Raw genomic sequence first — 18,368 nt, forward strand, 5'->3', positions numbered from 1 at the left:
TCCGGCCACGGGCGCGAGACGTCCCGCGCCCGCATCGCCGCGGTCACGGTGATGCGCATTCCCGGCTGCCCCATATGCCGCCTCCCTCGCGTTCCCGAAACTCCGGTTCGAACGTGGTCTTACCCACAGAGAACGGAGCTGGACCGTTGCAACACGTCACCGGTCGCCCGGATGCCCGCCGGTCGTCGCGAATGCTCGATACAGTGCCCGGGACATGCTTCAACGACTGGTGCAGATGCTCCCGCCGCGGGTCCGCGCCTTCCTGCGCAGGATCCCGCCGCTGGTCGCCCTGTACCGGGCCATGCGGCAGGGGAGGCTGACCAGGGAGCGGTACGTCTTCGCCGTGCTCGCCGTGGCGGCGATCGCGATCGGCGTCGCGACGGCGGACGACACCCGCGGCCTCGCCCCATCGGGCGCGCTGGTCCTCATCGTGCTCGGCGGCGGGCTCCTGCTGAAGGTCCGCAGCCTCATCGCGCTGCTGTGCGTCGTGGTCGCGATGGTGTCCTACGACGCCTGGCGGGACGTCGCGGCGATCGGCCCCGGCATCGTCGCGACGCTGACGATCACCGCGGTGCTCGCGCTGACCCTCGCCCGCACCCGCCAGCAGCTCGGCGTGCAGGGGCTGCGCGGCGACTCGATGCTGCTGGAGCTGCGCGACCGGCTGCGCCGGCAGGGCGAGATGCCCGAGCTGCCGGACGGCTGGGCGTCGCAGGTCGTCATGCTCCAGGCGGGCGGCTCGTCGTTCGGCGGCGACTTCGTGGTCTCCTCGCTGGAGGGCGACACGCTGGAGGTGGCGCTGGTCGACGTGTCGGGGAAGGGCACCGACGCCGGCACCCGGGCGCTGATGCTGTCGGGCGCTTTCGGGGGATTGCTTGGATCGCTCCAACCTGACCGGTTCCTGCCCGCCTGCAACGTCTACCTCCAGAAGCAGCGCTGGGACGAGGGGTTCGTCACCGCGGTACACGTCGTCGTCGACCTGAAGACCGGCGAGTACACGGTCGGCTCGGCCGGGCACCCGCCCGCCGTCCAGTTCGACGCGGGCAGCGGCGCGTGGCAGGTCAGCCCGGCCAAGGGCGTCGTCCTCGGCGTCGTGCCCGACCTGCACTGCGTCCCCGAGCGCGGGACGCTGCGGCCCGGCGACGCGCTGATGCTCTACACCGACGGCCTGGTCGAGTCGCCCGGCAGCGACCTCGACGCCGGCATCGACCGGCTGCTCGGCGAGGCCGAACGGCTCGTCCCGCAGGGGTTCGGCACGGGCGCCCGCGAGCTGGTGGAGCGGATGGCGGCGGCCCGCGACGACGACTGCGCCCTCGTCCTCATCTGGCGCACGTAGACCTCCGCGCCCAGGCCGCGCGGCCGCGCCCGTGCGGGCGGGTCAGTGCGACTTGCCCTTGCCCTTCCCCTTCGCGTGTTTCGCCTTGTGCTTTGGGGCCGGCTTCGGCGCCTGCGTCCGCGACGGCGCACGCTTCGCCGGGCGGGTGACGGCCGCCCGCGCCTTCTTCGTCGCGTGGGCGGACGCCGTCGGCGACACCGGCGTCGACGCGTGCCCGTGCGGGTCGCCCTTGCCCTGCGTCAGCCCGAGGATGACCGCGCCGATCAGGACGGTGCCCGCGGCGGCCCCCGCCGCGGCGAGCACCCGCGTGCGGTTGATGGACAGCGTGCCCGCGATGCCGATCGGGTTGAACGCCCGCGTCTCGGTGGACGCGCCGTCCCCCTCCACGAGCGGGCGCGGCGGCGTTCCCCCGGACGGCGTCCCGGCCTGCGTCCCGGACGGCGTCCCGGTCGGCGGCGACGGCGGCACCGCGGCGGCGGGCGCCCCGTCCGGCGGGGCCGCCGGCCAGTCCCCCGCCTGCGGCTGCTCCACCAGCGTCAGCAGCAGGTCCGAGGCGCTCGGCCGGTCCGCCGGATCGTGCGACAGCGCGGACCGGACGGCCGGCAGCAGCGGCTCCGGCAGCCCGGACAGGTCGGGCGCGGCGTCGGTGACCCGCAGCGCCGCCGGGTCGCCGCCGAACGGCATCCGCCCGGTGCCGGCGTGCGCGATCAGGCAGCCCCACGCGAAGATGTCGGCGGCCGGGGTCGCCGGGCCGCCGCGCAGCACCTCCGGCGCCATCCAGCCGGGCGTGCCGAGCACCTTCCCGGTCGCCGCGGTGACGCCGCCGGAGTCCTGGCTGCGCGCGATCCCGAAGTCGATGACGCGGCAGCCGGACAGCGTCAGCATCACGTTGGCGGGCTTGAGGTCGCGGTGCACCAGCCCCGCCGCGTGGATCGCCGCCAGCGCCGAGGCGACGCCGACCGCCACCCCGTGCAGGTCGGCGGGCGGCAGCGGCCCGCCGGAGCTGAGCCGCTGGTGCAGCGAGATCCCCCCGACGTAGTCGGTGACGAGGTAGGGCCGGCCGTCGTCCTCGCCGTGGGCGAGGACCCGCGCGGTGCAGAAGGAGGCGACCCGGCTCGCCAGGTACGCCTCGTCCTTGAACCGCCGGCGGTACGACTCGTCCCCGGCGAGGTGCGGGTGGATGGTCTTCACCGCGACGCGCCCGCCGGACACCGGGTCGGTGCCGAGATACACGGTGCCCATGCCGCCCGAGCCGAGGCGGCCGAGCAGCGTGTGCCCGCCGACCGTGCGCGGGTCGGCCGGCTCGAGCGGCCGAATGTCTCCGTCCATGGCGGTGTTCCCGACTCCCTTGCGTCTCCTGCGTCCATCCATCCCCGTTCGAGGGGAGATTATGGCGCGTTCCCCCAGGAAGAACTGGAAACGTGATCGTCACGTCGATGTAGCGTCCAGTCCACAGGGGACGGGCAGAGTAGGACTCGTTCGACAGCAAGCCCGATCCCGTCGGAAATCCTCCTCGGCGCGCGGGCGGAGGGCGAGCTGGCGGCACCGAAGGCGATGCCCGCGCGGGCGGCACCCCAGGGGTGGGAGGCGCCGTCCGCGCGGGCATCGGCCACCCGCGCGGCGCGAGGTTTCACCGGGCAACGGCTCGGTAACAACCAGTTCTGCGCACTCCTCCCGGGCGCTGGGACGCGGCGCCGTGCCGGCGTCCGCGTGACGGGGAGGGGGAGAGCGCGGGGGTGCGGGTTCCCTGGAAGAGGCTGTCGCCCTCCTGCTGGTCGGTGCGGGCCCGGGTGACCGCCGCCGCGACCCTGATGGTCGGCCTCGTCCTGGTGGCCGGCGTCGTCGTGTTCTACACGCTCGTCCAGCGCACCGTGTACGGCGGGCTGCACCAGCGCGGCGACCTGGTCGTCGGCGACCTCGCCGCGCTCGTCCGCGACACCGACCCGCACGGCCTGCTGCGCCCCAAGGACCCCGACTTCACGATCCTGCAGGTGCAGGACGACCGGGGGCACGTGCTCGCCTACAGCGACGCGCTGCGCGGGCGCGGGCCGGTGAAGGCGCCGCGCCCCCAGGTCGTGGACCGTCCCGAGGACCACGTCATCCACGTGAAGCGCTTCGACGTCGACGTCTACATGGTCGGGGAGCGGATCCGGACGTCGTTCGGGTTCCGGACCATCTACGCGGGGGCTCCGCTCACCGAGCTGACGCGCAACAAGGGCGCGTTCATCGGCCTGCTCATCGGGGCCGCGATCACCGGCACCGCGCTGGTGGCGTGGATCGTGGCGGGCGCGGTGCGGCGGGCGCTGCGGCCGGTGCGGAAGATGAGCGACGAGCTGGCGAACATCACCGGCGGCGAGCCGGGCCGGGTGAGCGTCCCGGATCCGTCCGACGAGGTGGCGGAGCTGGCGCAGTCGGTGAACCTGACGCTGCACCGGCTCGAGGCCCTGCTCGACCGGCAGCGCGCGTTCGTCGGGGACGTCTCGCACGAGCTGCGCAGCCCGCTGACGGGGCTGCGGACGCAGCTGGAGCTGGCGCTGCAGCATCCGGAGGACGAGGACTGGCCCGCGGTGGCGCGGGCGGCGCTCGCGGACGCCGACCGGCTGCAGGGCATCGTCTCGGACCTGCTGATCCTGGCGAAGCTCGGCGCGGGCGTGCACGTCGAGCGGGAGCGGGTCGACTTCGGCGCGCTGGTGCGGGCGGAGGCGTCGCGGCGGGACCGGCGGGTCCCGGTGGAGATCGACGCGGCGGAGGGCATCGCGGTCCGGGCGACGCCGGAGCAGCTGGTCAGGCTGCTGACGAACCTGCTGGACAACGCCGAGCGGCACGCCCGGTCGCGGATCTGGGTGACCGCGGCGCGGGACGGCCCGGACGCGGTGCTGGAGGTGCGCGACGACGGGTCGGGCGTCCCGCCGGAGGACCGGGAGCGGATCTTCTGGCGGTTCCAGCGATTGGCCGAGGGACGGCGCCGCGACAAGGGCGGCACCGGCCTCGGCCTGACCATTTCCCGCGACATCGCCCGCGCGCACGGGGGGACGCTGGTGGCCGCCGACGGCGACGGCGGCGCGCGGTTCGTCCTGCGGATCCCGGCGGAGGACGACTAGCGGCCCGGGCCCCCGGGGCCGGTGCGGGAGGTCAGGCGAGCGGCGGGCGGCGCCGGGCGTGCCCGGTGGCCTGCTCGAACGCGTGCCCGATCCGCAGGACGGCGAGGTCGGCGTGGTGCGGGCCGACGATCTGCAGCCCCACGGGCAGCCCGCCGGAGGTGAACCCGGCGGGCACCGACAGCGCGGGCGAGCCGGTCGCCGAGACCAGGAAGCACGACCGCATCCACTCCAGGTAGTCGGGCATGGCGTGCCCGGCGACCTCGCCGGGGTACTCCAGGTCCGCGTCGAACGGCGGCACCTGGCTGACCGGCAGGAGCAGCGCGTCGTAGCGGCCGAAGAACTCCCGGACGCGGTGGAACAGCGCGGTGTGCAGCACCTCGGCGCGCCCGACGTCGGCGGCGGAGAGGGCGCGGCCCTCCTCGATGTTGCGGACCAGGGACGCCTTGAGGTCGGCGCGGCGCTCGTCCAGCAGCGCGCCGAGGACGATGTCCCAGTGCCAGGCGCGCAGCGTCCGGAACACCTCGTCGGCGCCGGTGAGGTCGGGGCACGCCTCCTCGACGACGCAGCCGAGGCCGGTGAAGGCCTTCACGGCCGGTTCGAGGACGGCGGTGACGGCCGGGTCGACCGGGACCGTGCCGCCGAGGTCGGGCGACCACGCGAGCCGCACGCCCGACATGTCCCGTTCGAGGGGGACGTCGAACGCGGCGCCGGGCGTCTCCAGCGCTATGGGGCTGCGCGGGTCCGGGCCGGCGAGCACCGACAGCAGCAGCGCCGCGTCGGCGACCGACCGGGCCATCGGGCCCTGCACGCCCATCGTCGACCAGCCCGCGGCGGCCGGCCACGACGGCACCCGGCCGGGCGACGGCCGGAACCCGACGACGTTGCAGAACGACGCGGGGTTGCGCAGGGAGCCGCCCATGTCGCTGCCGTCGGCGAGCGGATGCATCCCGCACGCGAGCGCCGCCGCCGCGCCGCCGCTGCTGCCGCCCGCCGACCGGGAGAGGTCGTAGGGGTTGCGGGTCAGCCCGAACAGCGGGTTGAAGGTGTGCGACCCGGCCGCGAACTCCGGCACGTTGGTCTTGCCGAGCGTGATGACGCCGGCCGCCCGCATCCGCTCGACGACCAGCTCGTCGGCGTCCGGGACGTGGTCGGCGAAGATCGGCGAGCCGGACGTCGTGCGGATCCCGGCGGTGGCGTGGGTGTCCTTGTGCGCGACGGGCAGCCCGTGCAGCGGCCCGACGTCCGCGCCGGACGCGAGCCGCTCGTCGGCGGCGCGGGCCTCGTCCGCCGCCCGTTCGGCGGCGAGCGTCACGATGGCGTTGACGTGCGGGTTCGTCCGTTCGATCTGGTCGAGGTGGGCCTGCACGACCTCCCGGGCGGACAGGTCGCGGGCGCGGAGGCGGCGGGCGAGGTCGCGGGCGGAGGAGAAGCAGATCTCGTCGGCTTCGGGGGGCAACGGCGTTTCCCTTCCCTGAGCTGTGTGCGCTCCCAGTGTCCACCCCGGGTGACCGCCCGGCCGCGTTCGCGGTCATGATTCTGGGAAGGCGGTCGTCATCCGGAGGCTCCGGGGAGGTGCGGTGACGGGACGGGTCGGCGCTCGGGAACTGCTGCGGCGCGTGCTCGACGCGGACGGCTGGACGTCCTGGGACGTCCCGCCCGCCGGGGAGCCCGCGCCCGGCACGCCGTACGGGGACGACCTCGCCGCCGCCCGGGAGCGCGCCGGCACCGACGAGGCGGTCGTGACCGGGGAGGGGCGGCTGCGCGGCCGCCGGGTCGCGTTCGTCGTGTCGGAGTTCCGGTTCCTCGCCGGGTCGATCGGGTCGGCGACCGCGGACCGGATCGTCGCGGCCGTCGAGCGCGCCACCGCCGAGCGGCTGCCGCTGCTCGCCGCGCCGTCCTCGGGCGGGACGCGGATGCAGGAGGGGACCGCCGCGTTCGTCCAGATGGCCCGGATCACCGCGGCCGTGATGGCGCACCGCGCCGCCGGGCTGCCCTACCTCGTCTACCTGCGGCATCCGACGACGGGCGGCGTGTTCGCGTCGTGGGGGTCGCTCGGGCACGTGACGGCCGCCGAGCCCGGCGCGCTGATCGGGTTCCTGGGGCCGCGCGTCTACGAGGGCCTTTACGGGGAGCCGTTCCCGCCCGGTGTCCAGGTCGCCGAGAACCTGGCGGCCAAGGGGCTCGTGGACGCGGTCGTGGGTCTCGACGACCTCGCGGAGGTGGCGTCGCGGGCTCTGTCCGTCCTGTGCGCGCGGCCTCCGCATGACGGAGCGCCGACGCTCGGCGGCGAGCCCGCCGGGGACGGCGACGCGTGGGAGTCGATCGAGCGGTCCCGCCGCCCGGACCGTCCCGGCGTGCGGGAACTGCTCCGGTACGGCGCCGGGGACGTCACGCCCCTGTCGGGCACCGGGCAGGGCGAGGCCGGGCGGGGGCTGACGCTCGCGCTGGCCCGGTTCGGCGGCGCGCCGTGCGTGCTCGTCGGGCAGGACCGGCACAGCCAGCGCGCCGGGCACCCGCTCGGCCCGGACGGACTGCGCGTGGCGCGGCGCGGCATGGGGCTGGCCGCCGAACTCGGGCTCCCGCTCGTCACCGTGGTGGACACGCCGGGCGCGGTGCTGTCGGCCGAGGCGGAGGAGGGCGGGCTCGCCGGCGAGATCGCCCGCTGCCTGGCCGACCTGATGACGCTCGCGGCACCGACGCTGTGCCTGCTGATGGGCGAGGGGACGGGCGGCGCCGCGCTGGCGCTGCTGCCCGCCGACCGGGTGCTCGCGGCCCGGCACGGCTGGCTCGCGCCGCTGCCGCCCGAGGGCGCCTCGGTGATCGTGCACCGGACGCCGTCGCGGGCCGCCGAGATGGCCGCGTCCCAGGGCGTCCGGTCGGCCGACCTGCTGCGCGACGGCCTGGTGGACGCCGTGGTCGACGAGCGTCCCGACGCCGCCGACGAGCCGGAGGAGTTCTGCCGGAGGGCCGCCGCGGCGATCGAGCGGGAGCTGTCCGGGCTCGCCGCGGGCACCGCCGCTTCCCGGCAGGCCCGCTACCGGCGGCCGTCCCGTTGACCCGATTTCATTTGGGTACGTACGATTTGCGGGACGGCAAGGAGGTCCCGTGCGCGCCCTGCTCATCCAGCACGACCACGTCTCGCCCGCCGGCCCGGTCACCGACCGGCTCGCCGCCCGCGGCTACGACGTCGAGGAACTGACGGTCGTGCCCGCCGACCGGCACCGCACGCCGGACGTGCGCGTGGAGTACCCCGACCCCCTCGACTGGGACCTCATCGTCCCCATGGGCGCGCCGTGGTCGGTGAATGATCCCGGCGTCGCGTCCTGGGTCGTCCCGGAACTGGCGATGCTCGCCAAGGCGCACGCCGCCGGCGTGCCGCTGCTGGGCGTCTGCTTCGGCGGCCAGGCCCTCGCCGCCGCGCTCGGCGGCCGCGTCGAGCGCGCGCCCCGTCCCGAGATGGGCTGGGTGGACGTGGAGACCGACGACCCGTCGCTCGTCGGCCCGGGCCCGTGGTTCCAGTTCCACTACGACCGCTGGGTCCTGCCGCCCGGCGCCGTGGAGATCGCCCGCAGCGAGGTCTGCTCGCAGGCGTTCGTGCTCGGCCGCACGATGGCGCTGCAGTTCCATCCCGAGATCACCGTCGCCGAGTTCGATCTCTGGCTGGCCTACGGCGGCGACGCGGAGATGCGCGCCGCGGGCGCCGACCCGGCCGCGATCATGGCTGACCTGCGCCGCACCGAGGCCGCCTCGATCGCCCGCACCAGCACCCTCCTCGACGCCTACCTCACCCGCGTGGCCACCGCCTGAGCGGACTCAGTGGCGTGGGTCCTGGCCGGCGTGGGGCGCCTCGTCCTCGTCGGGGTCGTCGTCCAAGTACTGAAGCGAATCGGCTGAGGTGCGGCGGCGGTGCCATGGGCGGGTGCGCGGCAGGTGGCGGGTGCCCCGGCGGCGCCGCGGGACGGTCGAGGCCAGGATCGCCGCGAGCGCGGCCAGGGCGGCGAGCGCCACGAGGCTCCACGCGACGAGCCTGTGGGCCTTGCAGTTCCGTGCGGAGACCAGGTCCGGGACGGCCGTGCGGCCGGGCTCGGTGTTGTCCGGCATGTCGATCGCTTTCCTGTCCTGAGGGATCCCCCTGACACCCTCTTTGGCCACAGCATGTCATGAGACGACCACGCTGCGCATCGGGGTGAACCCTTACAGGGCCCGGCGTGCGGAGCGTCACACCGGGCGTTCCCGCGGCGGTCAGTGGCGCGCGGACGCCTGGACCAGGGCGGCGAACAGGGCCTGCTGCGCCGGGTCGGAGGCCGCGGTGTCCTCCGGGTGCCATTGGACGGCGAGGAACCAGCCGCGCGGGTCGGCGAGCTCGGCGGCCTCGATCGTGCCGTCGGCGGCGCGGGCCGTGGGGGTGAGGGCGGTGGCGAGGGTCGCGACGGCCTGGTGGTGGTAGCAGGACGCGGTGGCCCGGTCGGTCTCCAGGACCTTGGCGAGCAGCGTGCCGGGGGCGACGTCCACCGGGTGGACCTTGTGCCGGTGGTCGGGGTCCATGTGCTGGTCGAGGGTGCCGCCGAGGACGGCGTTCACGACCTGGAGGCCCCGGCAGACGGCGAGGGTGGGCAGGCCGGTCTCCAGGGCGCGGGCGGCGATGGCGAGGTCGAACTCGTCCTGCGCGTCGTCCACGTCGTAGAGGGCCTCGTGCTCGGTGGCGTCGCCGTAGTGGCGCGGGTGCAGGTCGCCGCCGCCCGGCAGCAGCAGCCCGTCGCAGCGGTCCAGGCGGGACGGGTCGAACGGCGCGGCTGGATGCATGACGAACGGTTCGCCTCCCGCGCGGTAGACGGCCTCCACGAGGGCTCGGGCGGCCACCTCCGCCTTGTAGCGCAGGGCGGACGCGCTCGCCGAGAACCGGGCGGGCAGGGCGATGAGGGGGCGGTGCGTCACAGTTCGATCCAGGTCGTCTTGAGATCGGTGTACTTGTCGAGGGCGTGCAGGGACTTGTCGCGGCCGTGGCCGGACTGCTTCACGCCGCCGAACGGGACGCTCATGTCGCCCTCCTCGTAGCAGTTGACCCAGACCGTCCCGGCGCGCAGCGCGCGGGAGGCGCGGTGCGCGGTGGACAGGTCGGACGTCCAGACGGCGGCGGCGAGGCCGTGGTCGGTGCCGTTGGCCAGCGCGATCGCCTCGTCGAGGCCGTCGAACTCCAGGACGGCGAGGACGGGCCCGAAGACCTCCTCGCGGGCGATCGGCATGTCCGGCGCGACCTGGTCGAAGATGGTGGGGGAGAGGTACGGGCCGTCCGCGCGGCCGCCGGTGCGCAGCCGGGCGCCGGACGCGCGGGCGGCGTCGACGTGACCGAGGACGCGGGCGTGGTGCGCGGCGGAGACCAGCGGCCCCATCTCGGTGGCGGGGTCGAGCGGGTCGCCGACGCGCAGGGACTCGGCGCGGGCGACGACGCGGTCCACGACGCGGGCGGCGATCGAGCGGTGTACGAGCAGCCGCGACGGCGCGGTGCACATCTCGCCCGCGTTGAAGAAGATCCCCCACGCGGTGGTGTCGGCGGCGGCGTCGAGGTCGGGCGCGTCGGGAAGGATGATGTTCGGCGACTTGCCGCCGAGTTCGAGCCAGACGCGCTTGAGGTTGGACGCGGCGGCGTAGCGCAGGAAGTGGCGGCCGACCTCGGTGGAGCCGGTGAAGGCGAGGACGTCCACGCCCGGGTGCTCGCCGAGCGCGCGCCCGGCGACCTCGCCGGGCCCGTTGACGACGTTGAACGCGCCGGGCGACAGGCCCGCCTCGGCGGCGAGCGCGGCGAGGTGCAGCGCGGACAGCGGCGACTCCTCGGCGGGCTTCAGCACGACCGTGCAGCCGGCGGCGAGCGCCGGGGCGATCTTCCATGCCGCCATCGTCAGCGGGAAGTTCCACGGGACGACGGCCGCGACGACGCCGGCGGGCTCGCGCGTGACCAGCGCCAGCGAGCCCTGGGCGGTGCGGGGCGCCTCGTCCAGTTGCTTGTCGGCGACCTCGGCGTACCAGCGCAGGCAGCCGATGACGGCGCGCAGTTCGATCCCGTACGCCTCGGTGATCGGCTTGCCCATCTCGAGGCTGATCAGCAGCGCGAGCGTCTCGCGGTCGCGTTCGACCAGGTCCGCCCAGCGCAGGAGTGCGGCCTTGCGCTCGGCGGGGGCGAGGCGGGGCCAGGGGCCGGTGTCGAAGGCGCGGCGGGCGGCGGCGACGGCGTCGTCCACCTCGGCGGTCCCGGCGGACGCGACGCGGGCGATGGCCGCGCCGTCGCGCGGCGAGACCACCGGGACGGTCGCGCCGCCGTCCCGGAACGCGCCGCCGATGTGGTGGCCGGTGTGGGGAGCGAGCGCGGCGGCCCGGTCGAGCCACTCCCGGTACGGGACGTCGGTCACGGATGGCCCTCCTGCGAGCGCGGTCTTGGAGAATCGTTTGGGACCGAACATTAACCCGGCCGGGTTGACCTCCGCCATCCCGGCTTCCTAGATTATTTGGGACCAAACAAACTGGAGGTGCAGCGATGGCAACAGTCGCCGGCGTCGCCGTCGAGCCCGGCCACTGGATCGGCGGCGAGCGGGTCGGCGCGGCGGACGCGTTCGAGGACGTCTCGCCGATCGGCGAGCGGCCGATCGCCGAGATCGCCCGCGGCGGCCCGGACGCGGTGGACGCGGCGGTGGCCGCCGCCCGCGCCGCGTTCCCCGCCTGGTCCCGCACGTCGCGGGAGGAGCGGGCGCGGCTGCTGCACGCGATCGCCGACGGCGTGGACAAGCGCGTCGAGGAGCTCGCGCAGGTCGAGACCGCCGACAACGGCGCGCTGATCCGCTCGCACCGGCGCGGCGTGATGCCGCGCGTCGCGCACAACTTCCGGTTCTTCGCCGACTGGCTGCTGAACCTCGGCCACGACGACTTCGACACCCGCGGCCACGCCAACCACGTCAGCTGGGACCCGGCCGGCGTCTGCGCGCTCATCACCCCGTGGAACGCCCCGCTGATGCTGGCCACATGGAAGATCGCGCCCGCGCTGGCGGCCGGGAACACCGTCGTGCTGAAGCCCGCCGAGTGGACGCCGCTGACCGCGTCGCTGCTCGCCGGCATCACCGCCGAGGCCGGGCTGCCGGACGGGGTGTTCAACGTCGTCCAGGGCTACGGCGCCGAGGTCGGCGGCCCGCTCACCGCGCACCCGGACGTCAGGCGGATCAGCTTCACCGGCTCCGTGCCGACCGCGAAGGCGATCGCCGCGGCCGCCGCGCCGAACCTGACGCCGCTGTCGCTGGAGCTGGGCGGCAAGTCGCCGCTGCTGGTGTTCGCCGACGCCGACCTCGACCTGGCCGTCGACCTCGCCGTCGAGCAGTACGACAACGCCGGTCAGGTCTGCCTCGCCGCGACGCGGCTGCTCGTCGAGTCGTCCGTCGCCGAAGAGTTCACCGAGCGGTTCCTGGCGAAGGGCGCAGCGCTGAAACAGGGCGACCCGCGCGACGAGGCGACCGACATCGGCCCGCAGATCCACCGCCGCCACCTCGAACGCGTCGACGGGTTCGTGCGGCGCGCAAAGGACGCCGGCGCGCGCGCTGTCCTCGGCGGTGGGCCGAACGAGGAACTGGGCGGGCTCTACTACCGTCCGACCTTGCTCACCGGGGCTCCCGAAGGCGCCGAGATCCTCACCGAAGAGGTCTTCGGGCCGGTGCTGACGCTCCAGACGTTCGACACCGAGGAGCAGGCCGTCGCCATGGCCAACGGCACCCGGTTCGGCCTCGCCGCCACCCTCGCCACGGGCGACCCGGAGCGCGCGCGGCGCGTCACCTCGCGGCTCGTCGCCGGGACCGTCTGGGTGAACTGCTTCTTCGTCCGCGACCTGCGCGCGCCGTTCGGCGGGGCCCGCGAATCCGGCATGGGACGCGAAGGCGGAGACTGGAGCTTCGACTTCTACTGCGACGTGAAGAACACGGTGACGGCCCCATGGGCGAGGTAGTCGGCGCGGGACTCCTCGCGCACGTCCCCACGATCGTCCTGCCCGAGGTCACCCGCCGCGAGCTCAACCACGGCGAGGACACCACGCTCGTCTCGGGTCTGAGGAACCTGCGCGCGGACGTCTTCGAACGCGACGACTACGACACCGTCGTCGTCCTCGACTCGCACTGGGCCACCACCGTCGAGTTCGTCACGACCGCGCAGGAGCGCCGCGCCGGGCTGTACACGTCCGAGGAGCTCCCGCGCGGCATGTGCCGGATGCCGTACGACTTCCCGGGCGACCCGGAGCTGGCGCGGGCGGTGGCGGGCTTCGCCGGCAAGCACGGCACGTGGATCACCCCGATCGACGACCCGTACCTGCCGATCTTCTACGCCACCGTCAACCTGTGGACGCACCTCGGCGTGCGCGACGACCCGTACCTCGGCCTCCCCGGCAAGCGGTGGATGTCGATCGGGGTGTGCCAGACCGCCGACACCGAGGACTTCCTGCGCCTCGGCCGCGCCCTCGGCGACGCCGTCGCCGCGACCGACCGGCGCGTGCTGCTGATCGCGTCCGGCGCGCTGTCGCACACGTTCTGGCCGCTGCGGGCCATCCGCGACCACGAGGCGTCCGGCCCCGAGCACATCTTCACCCCCGAGGCGCGTGCCGCCGACGAGCAGCGCATCGCCTGGCTGCGCGACGGCGACCACGCCCGCGTGCTCGACACCATGCCGGACTTCCTCGCCTTCAAGCCCGAGGCCCGCTTCGGCCACTACCTGATGATGATCGGCGCCCTCGGCGAGCACGCGTGCCGCGCCCCCGGACGCCTCTACAGCCGGTACGAGAACTCCGTCGGAACGGGCCAGGTGCACATCTGGTTCGACCGCCCCGAGAACGGATGGACCTCCTGATGCCCGACAGCGCCCGCCCGGGAGACGCCCCGCAGACCCGCGAGTACCGACGGATACTGCTGGACGGCGCCGCCACGCAGGTGATCCGGGACGGCGACGAGCTGGTGAGCGCGGACGGCCGCCGCGTGCGCGCCGCCGACGCCGTCCACCTGCCGCCCTGCGAGCCGTCCAAGGTGATCGCGGTGCACCTGAACCACCGCAGCCGGGTCGAGGAGTTCCAGACGAAGCTGCCGTCCGCGCCGACCTACTTCCACAAGCCGGTCTCGGCGCTGAACGCGCACGGCGGCGCCGTCGTCCGCCCGGAGCGCTGCGAGTACCTCAACTACGAGGGCGAGATCGCCATCGTCATCGGCCGGACGGCCCGCAACATCGCGCCCGCCGACGCGGGCGCGTACATCGCGGGGTACACCGTCGCCAACGACTACGGCCTGCACGACTTCCGCGACACCGACGCCGGGTCGATGCTGCGCGTCAAGGGCTCCGACACGCTGTGCCCCCTCGGCCCCGGGCTCGTCACCGGCTGGGACTTCCACGGCAAATACCTGCGCACCTACGTCAACGGGGAGCTGGTGCAGGACGGCAACACCGACGAGATGGAGTGGGACATGCACTACCTCGTCGCCGACATCGCCCGCACCATCACGCTCTGCCCCGGGGACGTGCTGCTGTCCGGCACGCCGGCGAACTCGCGTCCCGTCCGGCCGGGCGACGTCGTGGAGGTCGAGGCCGAAGGGCTCGGACGCCTCCGCAACCACATCGTCGCCGGGCCCGTGCCGATCCGCGACGACTGCGGCGCGCAGCCGACCGCGTCCGAAGAGGTCGTCTCCACCGCGTTCGGCGGCGACTGGGAGTTCCGCGGGATCCGCAAACCGCGCCGCTGAACTCCTCCGGCCGGGTGGTCCGGGTGGTCCGGGCCGGCGCCGCGCGCAGGCCCGGACGTCTCTTCAGGGCAGCGGCGTCCCTTCAGGGCAGCAGGGCTTCGGTGCGCTTGACGACCTCGCGGCAGAACGCGCCGACGCCGTCCGGGTCGTCGGTGAACTGCGACGGCTTGATGCAGAACGTCGTGAAGCCCTGCGCGAGCTGCTCCGGGATGCTCTCCAGGGCGGGCTCTAGCGGCGAGACGGAGTCGTCGTCGGGGAACACCGGACGGCAGCCGCCGATCATCTCCAGGTTCGCCGCGTCCCGTCCCGCCGCCGCCATTCCGGCCCGCAGCCGCTCCAGCTCGTCCGGGGTCGGGCGGCCCAGCGGGTGGAAGCCGTGCCCGTAGCGGACCAGCCGGTCGAGGAGCCGGGCGTGCAGGTGCTGCCCGCCGAACCACATCCGAGGGCCATCGGGACGGTACGCGCGGGGCTCGAAGTACACGTCCTCGAACGCGAAGTGACTGCCGTGGTACGAGACGGGGGAGCCGCGCCACAGCAGGTCCCAGATCTCCAGTTGCTCGTCGAGGATCGCGCCCCGCTCGGCGAACGGGACGCCGAGCGCGGCGTACTCGTCGCGGCTCCAGCTCACCGTCGGCTGCACGACCAGGCGCCCTTCCGACAGCAGGTCCAGCGTGCCGATGTCGCGGGCCAGGGCGAGCGGGTGCTTCAGCGGGGCCAGGACGGCCGCGGCCGCGAGCCGGATCCGGGTCGTGACGGACGCGATCGCGCCGAGCAGCATCAGCGAGCCGGGCCACGGGGTGAACGGGTCCTGGTTGCCGGGCAGCGCGTACTCGCGGGGGTTGCCCATCACGCCGTCCGCGCCCGCGTCGGGACCGAGCACGACGTGCTCACTGACCATCACCGCGTCGAAGCCGGCGTCCTCGGCCTCGCGCGCCCAGCGGACGAGCACGGGCAGGTCGCGGCCGGTGGTCAGGGTCCAGTTCTCGCTGAGCACGAGCACGAAGCGGGGAGTCATGGCCGCATCGTAAGGGCCCAAACGATCGCGGGCAAGGGGTGCCGACGCGGGGCTGGCCGGGGCTGGCCGGGGCGGCCGGGCGGGCCGGGTGCGGAGGCCGGTCGGGTGCGGACGCTGGTCGGGCGGGAAGGCTCCTCGACTGTGGGGGCTGGTCAGGTGCAGGGGCTGGTCAGGTGCGGGGGCGGCGGCCCGAGCGGCGCGGCGGGAACGGCGACTCGGCGCGCAGTGCCTCCCGGCGCGCGTCGCCCTCCTCCTCCAGGTGCTCGACCACGGAGCGGAGCGTCTGCGCCAGCGCGCGGTTCTCGTCCCCGCTCAGCCGCTCCACCACGAACGCCTCCTCGGCGTTGAACGCCGGGAACAGCCCGCGCATCAGCTCCTGCCCCTTGTCGGTCAGCCGCAGCAGTACGAGCCGCCCGTCCGTCGCGTGCGAGCCGCGCTCGATCAGCCCGCGCCCCTCCAGCGTCTTGACCACGCCGGTGAGCGTGCCCTTGGAGATGCCGGCCTCCTCGGCGACGTGCCGGGTCTCCATCTCGTCCCAGATCCAGACGACCCACAGCACGACGAACGCCGTCCACGTCAGGTCCGCGCCGCGCAGCACCGAGCTCTCGAAGTGCTGCCGGATCGCGGCCGCGGCGCGGTAGATGTTCGAGACCGCCATCATCGCGTCGTGGCGCAGCGGCACGTCGCCGAGCCGCCGCTGGATCGCCTGCTCGGTCTCTTGCAGTGTGTGATGGCCGGTCACGCGCGTCCTCCCCGGGTGCGGCCCGGCGCCTTCGCGCGGGCCGACTGCGAATCTACCCTTGTCGGGGCTCGTTTGAGCCCGTACGATCCACGGCAGCGAAATCGTGCGGGCCCAAACGATCTAGGGTCCGCCGTCCCGGCACTGGAGCCGCACATGGCGATCCCCGAAGTCGTGTCCCCCTCGTCCTCCGGCACCGGACGCCGCCGCATCGGCGTCCCCGAGATCGTGTTCTTCGTCGTCGCCGCGTCCGCGCCGCTGACCGTCGCCGCCGGCGGCCTGCCGACCTCCTTCGCCGTCACCGGCGTCGTCGGCATCCCGCTGCTGTACGTGGTCCTCGCGGTGCTCCTCGCCGTCTTCACCGGCGGATACGCCGCGATGAGCCGCTCCATCACCAACGCCGGCGCCTTCTACGCCTACATCACCCACGGGCTCGGCCGCGCCGCCGGCGTCGGCGCCGCCTTCGTCGCGCTCATCTCCTACAACACCATGCAGATCGGACTGTACGGGCTGTTCGGCTTCACCACCGCCGACCTCCTGAAGTCCAAGACCGGCCTCGACCTGCCCTGGTGGACGGTCGCGCTGCTCGGCGTCGCCGTCGTCGCCGTCCTCGGATTCCGGCGCGTCGACCTCAACGCCCGCGTCCTCGGCGTGCTCCTCGCCGTCGAGTTCCTCACCGTCCTCGTCTTCGACCTCGCCCAGCTCGCGGACGCCCCGTCCGGCGTGTCCCTCGCCCCGCTCGGGTTCCACGCCGCGAGCGACGGCGCCATCGGCGCCGCCTTCTGCTTCGCCATGGCCAGCTTCATGGGATTCGAGGCCGCCGCCCTCTACAGCGAGGAATGCCGCGACCCGCGCCGGACCATCAGCCGCGCCACCTACGTCGCCGTCGCCGTCATCGGCGTCTTCTACGCGTTCACCGCCTGGGCGATGACCGTCGGCACCGGCACGTCCGCCATCATCGGACGCGCCCAGAAGGACGGCCCCGGCCTCGTCTTCGCCCTCGCCGGCGAGCACGTCGGGAAGCCGTTCGCCGACCTCGCCCAGCTCTTCCTCGTCACCAGCCTGTTCGCGGCGCTGCTGTCCTTCCACAACGCCGTGGCCCGCTACTTCTTCTCCCTCGGCCGCGAAGGCGTCCTGCCCGCCCCGCTGAGCCGCACCCACGACCGGCACGGCTCACCGCACATCGGATCGCTGACGCAGACCGCGCTCGCCGCGGTCGTCGTGACGGTCTTCGCCTTCTCCGGCAAGGACCCCGTCCTCACCCTCTTCAACTGGTTCACCAACCTGGGCGCGCTCGGCGTCATCCTCCTGCTGGCCCTGACGTCCGCGGCCGTCGTGGCCTACTTCGCGCGCGACCACCGCGGCGAGAACGCCTGGAACCGCCTCATCGCCCCCGCCGTCGCCTGCGCGGGGCTGGGCGCCGTCTTCGTCGCGAGCCTGCTCAACTTCGACGCGCTTCTCGGCGCCGAGAAGGGATCCGCGCTCACGTGGTTGCTGCCGGGGCTCATCTTCGCCGCCGCCGTCCTGGGCGTGGTCTTCGCGCTCTACCTCCGTCTGAGCCGCCCCGCTTCCTACGCCCGCATCGGAACCTCGTCCTAGAAACCTGACCACTTCGTCTCAACGCGTGGGGCGTGGATGGCCATCGCCGCAGACGTCAGGCTCAACGCAGGTCGGCCGCCTTTCCTTGGGACCTCTTGGCGCCCTCACTTACTGGGAGCGCTGAGAGACGGGTTCCTAGTCCAGCCAGGCGTCCTGAAGGAACTCTTCGCGATGGCGTGCATGGTCGACGCTGCTGAGCCGAAAATACAGCGCGCGGCGTATCCGATCGGAGGGTAGGCGCAGAACATCTGAGGGCCTGGCGGAAATATTCGGAGTGGGTCTCGGCGAGGCCGAAGTCCGCGCTGCGCGTCAGGGGTGCGATCAGGGCCGGCTCGTCCTTCGTGTCGAGGAAGTAGAAGTGGGCCCCCATGAACATCCGGTCGACCCTAGATAGTCCGGCTGACGAGGTCGACCAAACATCCCGCGCCGGGAGAGAGAGGGTGGGTGCTGGTGAGCCTCGGTCTGAGACTGGCCTGGGTCCGGGGCGGGTGCTGCGCGGGGGGTGGCTGAAGTGGGCGGCGCGAAGTTGTTCGGAGGTCGGGTGAGGAGCGGCGAGCGCTGTTCGGGCAACGGTCTCCAGGTGGTGCTGTGTGGTGTCGTGGGCATGTCCTATTGAGTTCGGCGAAGGCGTTCGGGGATCTTTGATAAGGGTGTTGGGGCGCATTGGCAAGAGGGGTGTTCGGGTGGTGGGGTGGCGCTTGCGTACGGGGCCGCCCCTCCAAAGTCAAGGGCGCCTTCGGCGTCGCTTCGCGATGGACTTCGTCCACCCTTGACTTTGGAGCCTCTGCGGCCCCTGGGCAGGTGATGGGGGCAGGCTCCGCCTGCCCCGCCC

General features: G+C 73.9%; 15 protein-coding genes. 8 read left to right on the plus strand and 7 right to left on the minus strand.

What is annotated here, in order from left to right; genetic code table 11:
* Positions 1-214 precede the first annotated feature (214 nt).
* Positions 215-1,333: a PP2C family protein-serine/threonine phosphatase gene (locus tag F9B16_RS38730; RefSeq protein ID WP_151545213.1), complete on the plus strand. Its 1,119-nt coding sequence runs from the start codon at positions 215-217 to the stop codon at positions 1,331-1,333.
* Between the two features lie 42 nt (positions 1,334-1,375).
* Here F9B16_RS38730 and F9B16_RS38735 read toward each other — a convergent pair whose 3' ends face one another.
* Positions 1,376-2,662, minus strand: a complete 1,287-nt coding sequence (locus F9B16_RS38735) for a serine/threonine-protein kinase (protein ID WP_192809201.1) — start codon at positions 2,660-2,662, stop codon at positions 1,376-1,378.
* A 407-nt stretch (positions 2,663-3,069) separates the two neighbouring features.
* Between F9B16_RS38735 and F9B16_RS38745 the strand changes: the two genes are divergently transcribed.
* Positions 3,070-4,434: a sensor histidine kinase gene (locus F9B16_RS38745; protein ID WP_151545215.1), complete on the plus strand. Its 1,365-nt coding sequence runs from the start codon at positions 3,070-3,072 to the stop codon at positions 4,432-4,434.
* A gap of 31 nt (positions 4,435-4,465) precedes the next feature.
* Here the strand turns inward: F9B16_RS38745 and F9B16_RS38750 are convergent, their stop codons facing one another.
* On the minus strand, positions 4,466-5,890 hold the full coding sequence (locus tag F9B16_RS38750; protein WP_192809202.1) for an amidase: 1,425 nt from the start codon (positions 5,888-5,890) through the stop codon (positions 4,466-4,468).
* A gap of 121 nt (positions 5,891-6,011) precedes the next feature.
* On the opposite strand from F9B16_RS38750, the gene F9B16_RS38755 reads away from it, so the two are divergent.
* Complete coding sequence (locus F9B16_RS38755; RefSeq protein WP_151545217.1) at positions 6,012-7,490, plus strand: carboxyl transferase domain-containing protein; 1,479 nt, start codon at positions 6,012-6,014, stop codon at positions 7,488-7,490.
* A 49-nt stretch (positions 7,491-7,539) separates the two neighbouring features.
* On the plus strand, positions 7,540-8,241 hold the full coding sequence (locus F9B16_RS38760; RefSeq protein WP_151545218.1) for a type 1 glutamine amidotransferase: 702 nt from the start codon (positions 7,540-7,542) through the stop codon (positions 8,239-8,241).
* A 6-nt stretch (positions 8,242-8,247) separates the two neighbouring features.
* Here the strand turns inward: F9B16_RS38760 and F9B16_RS38765 are convergent, their stop codons facing one another.
* The 3 genes from F9B16_RS38765 to F9B16_RS53085 form a co-directional block, all read right to left on the minus strand.
* Positions 8,248-8,535 (minus strand): hypothetical protein, encoded by a 288-nt coding sequence (locus F9B16_RS38765; protein WP_151545219.1) that lies wholly within the window; start codon positions 8,533-8,535, stop codon positions 8,248-8,250.
* Between the two features lie 141 nt (positions 8,536-8,676).
* The gene (locus tag F9B16_RS53080) at positions 8,677-9,369 is read right to left on the minus strand and encodes a gamma-glutamyl-gamma-aminobutyrate hydrolase family protein (RefSeq protein ID WP_151545220.1); all 693 of its coding nucleotides are present in this window, start codon (positions 9,367-9,369) and stop codon (positions 8,677-8,679) included.
* The gene (locus F9B16_RS53085) at positions 9,366-10,838 is read right to left on the minus strand and encodes an aldehyde dehydrogenase family protein (protein WP_225992328.1); all 1,473 of its coding nucleotides are present in this window, start codon (positions 10,836-10,838) and stop codon (positions 9,366-9,368) included. Before F9B16_RS53085 ends, F9B16_RS53080 begins: the two co-directional genes overlap by 4 nt.
* A gap of 125 nt (positions 10,839-10,963) precedes the next feature.
* Here F9B16_RS53085 and F9B16_RS38780 point away from each other — a divergent pair, with 125 nt between their 5' ends.
* Genes F9B16_RS38780 through F9B16_RS38790 form a run of 3 tightly spaced genes read left to right on the plus strand, consistent with a single transcriptional unit; the run spans position 10,964 to position 14,183 of the window.
* Positions 10,964-12,412, plus strand: a complete 1,449-nt coding sequence (locus F9B16_RS38780) for an aldehyde dehydrogenase (RefSeq protein ID WP_151545222.1) — start codon at positions 10,964-10,966, stop codon at positions 12,410-12,412.
* Entirely contained in the window at positions 12,400-13,302 is a 903-nt protein-coding gene (locus F9B16_RS38785; RefSeq protein WP_151545223.1) for a DODA-type extradiol aromatic ring-opening family dioxygenase, read from the plus strand. Before F9B16_RS38780 ends, F9B16_RS38785 begins: the two co-directional genes overlap by 13 nt.
* Entirely contained in the window at positions 13,302-14,183 is an 882-nt protein-coding gene (locus F9B16_RS38790) for a fumarylacetoacetate hydrolase family protein (RefSeq protein ID WP_151545224.1), read from the plus strand. The genes F9B16_RS38785 and F9B16_RS38790 overlap by 1 nt, the downstream gene beginning before the upstream one ends.
* 82 nt (positions 14,184-14,265) lie before the next feature.
* Here the strand turns inward: F9B16_RS38790 and F9B16_RS38795 are convergent, their stop codons facing one another.
* Together F9B16_RS38795 and F9B16_RS38800 are read right to left on the minus strand one after the other, a co-directional pair.
* Positions 14,266-15,198 (minus strand): TIGR03619 family F420-dependent LLM class oxidoreductase, encoded by a 933-nt coding sequence (locus F9B16_RS38795; RefSeq protein WP_151545225.1) that lies wholly within the window; start codon positions 15,196-15,198, stop codon positions 14,266-14,268.
* Between the two features lie 169 nt (positions 15,199-15,367).
* A complete protein-coding gene (locus F9B16_RS38800) occupies positions 15,368-15,940 on the minus strand; it encodes a MarR family winged helix-turn-helix transcriptional regulator (protein WP_151545226.1) in 573 nt (190 codons plus the stop codon).
* A 153-nt stretch (positions 15,941-16,093) separates the two neighbouring features.
* Here F9B16_RS38800 and F9B16_RS38805 point away from each other — a divergent pair, with 153 nt between their 5' ends.
* Positions 16,094-17,536, plus strand: a complete 1,443-nt coding sequence (locus tag F9B16_RS38805) for an APC family permease (protein WP_151545227.1) — start codon at positions 16,094-16,096, stop codon at positions 17,534-17,536.
* Positions 17,537-18,368 lie beyond the last annotated feature (832 nt).

The sequence above is a fragment of the Actinomadura montaniterrae genome (assembly GCF_008923365.1).
GTDB lineage: Bacteria > Actinomycetota > Actinomycetes > Streptosporangiales > Streptosporangiaceae > Spirillospora > Spirillospora montaniterrae.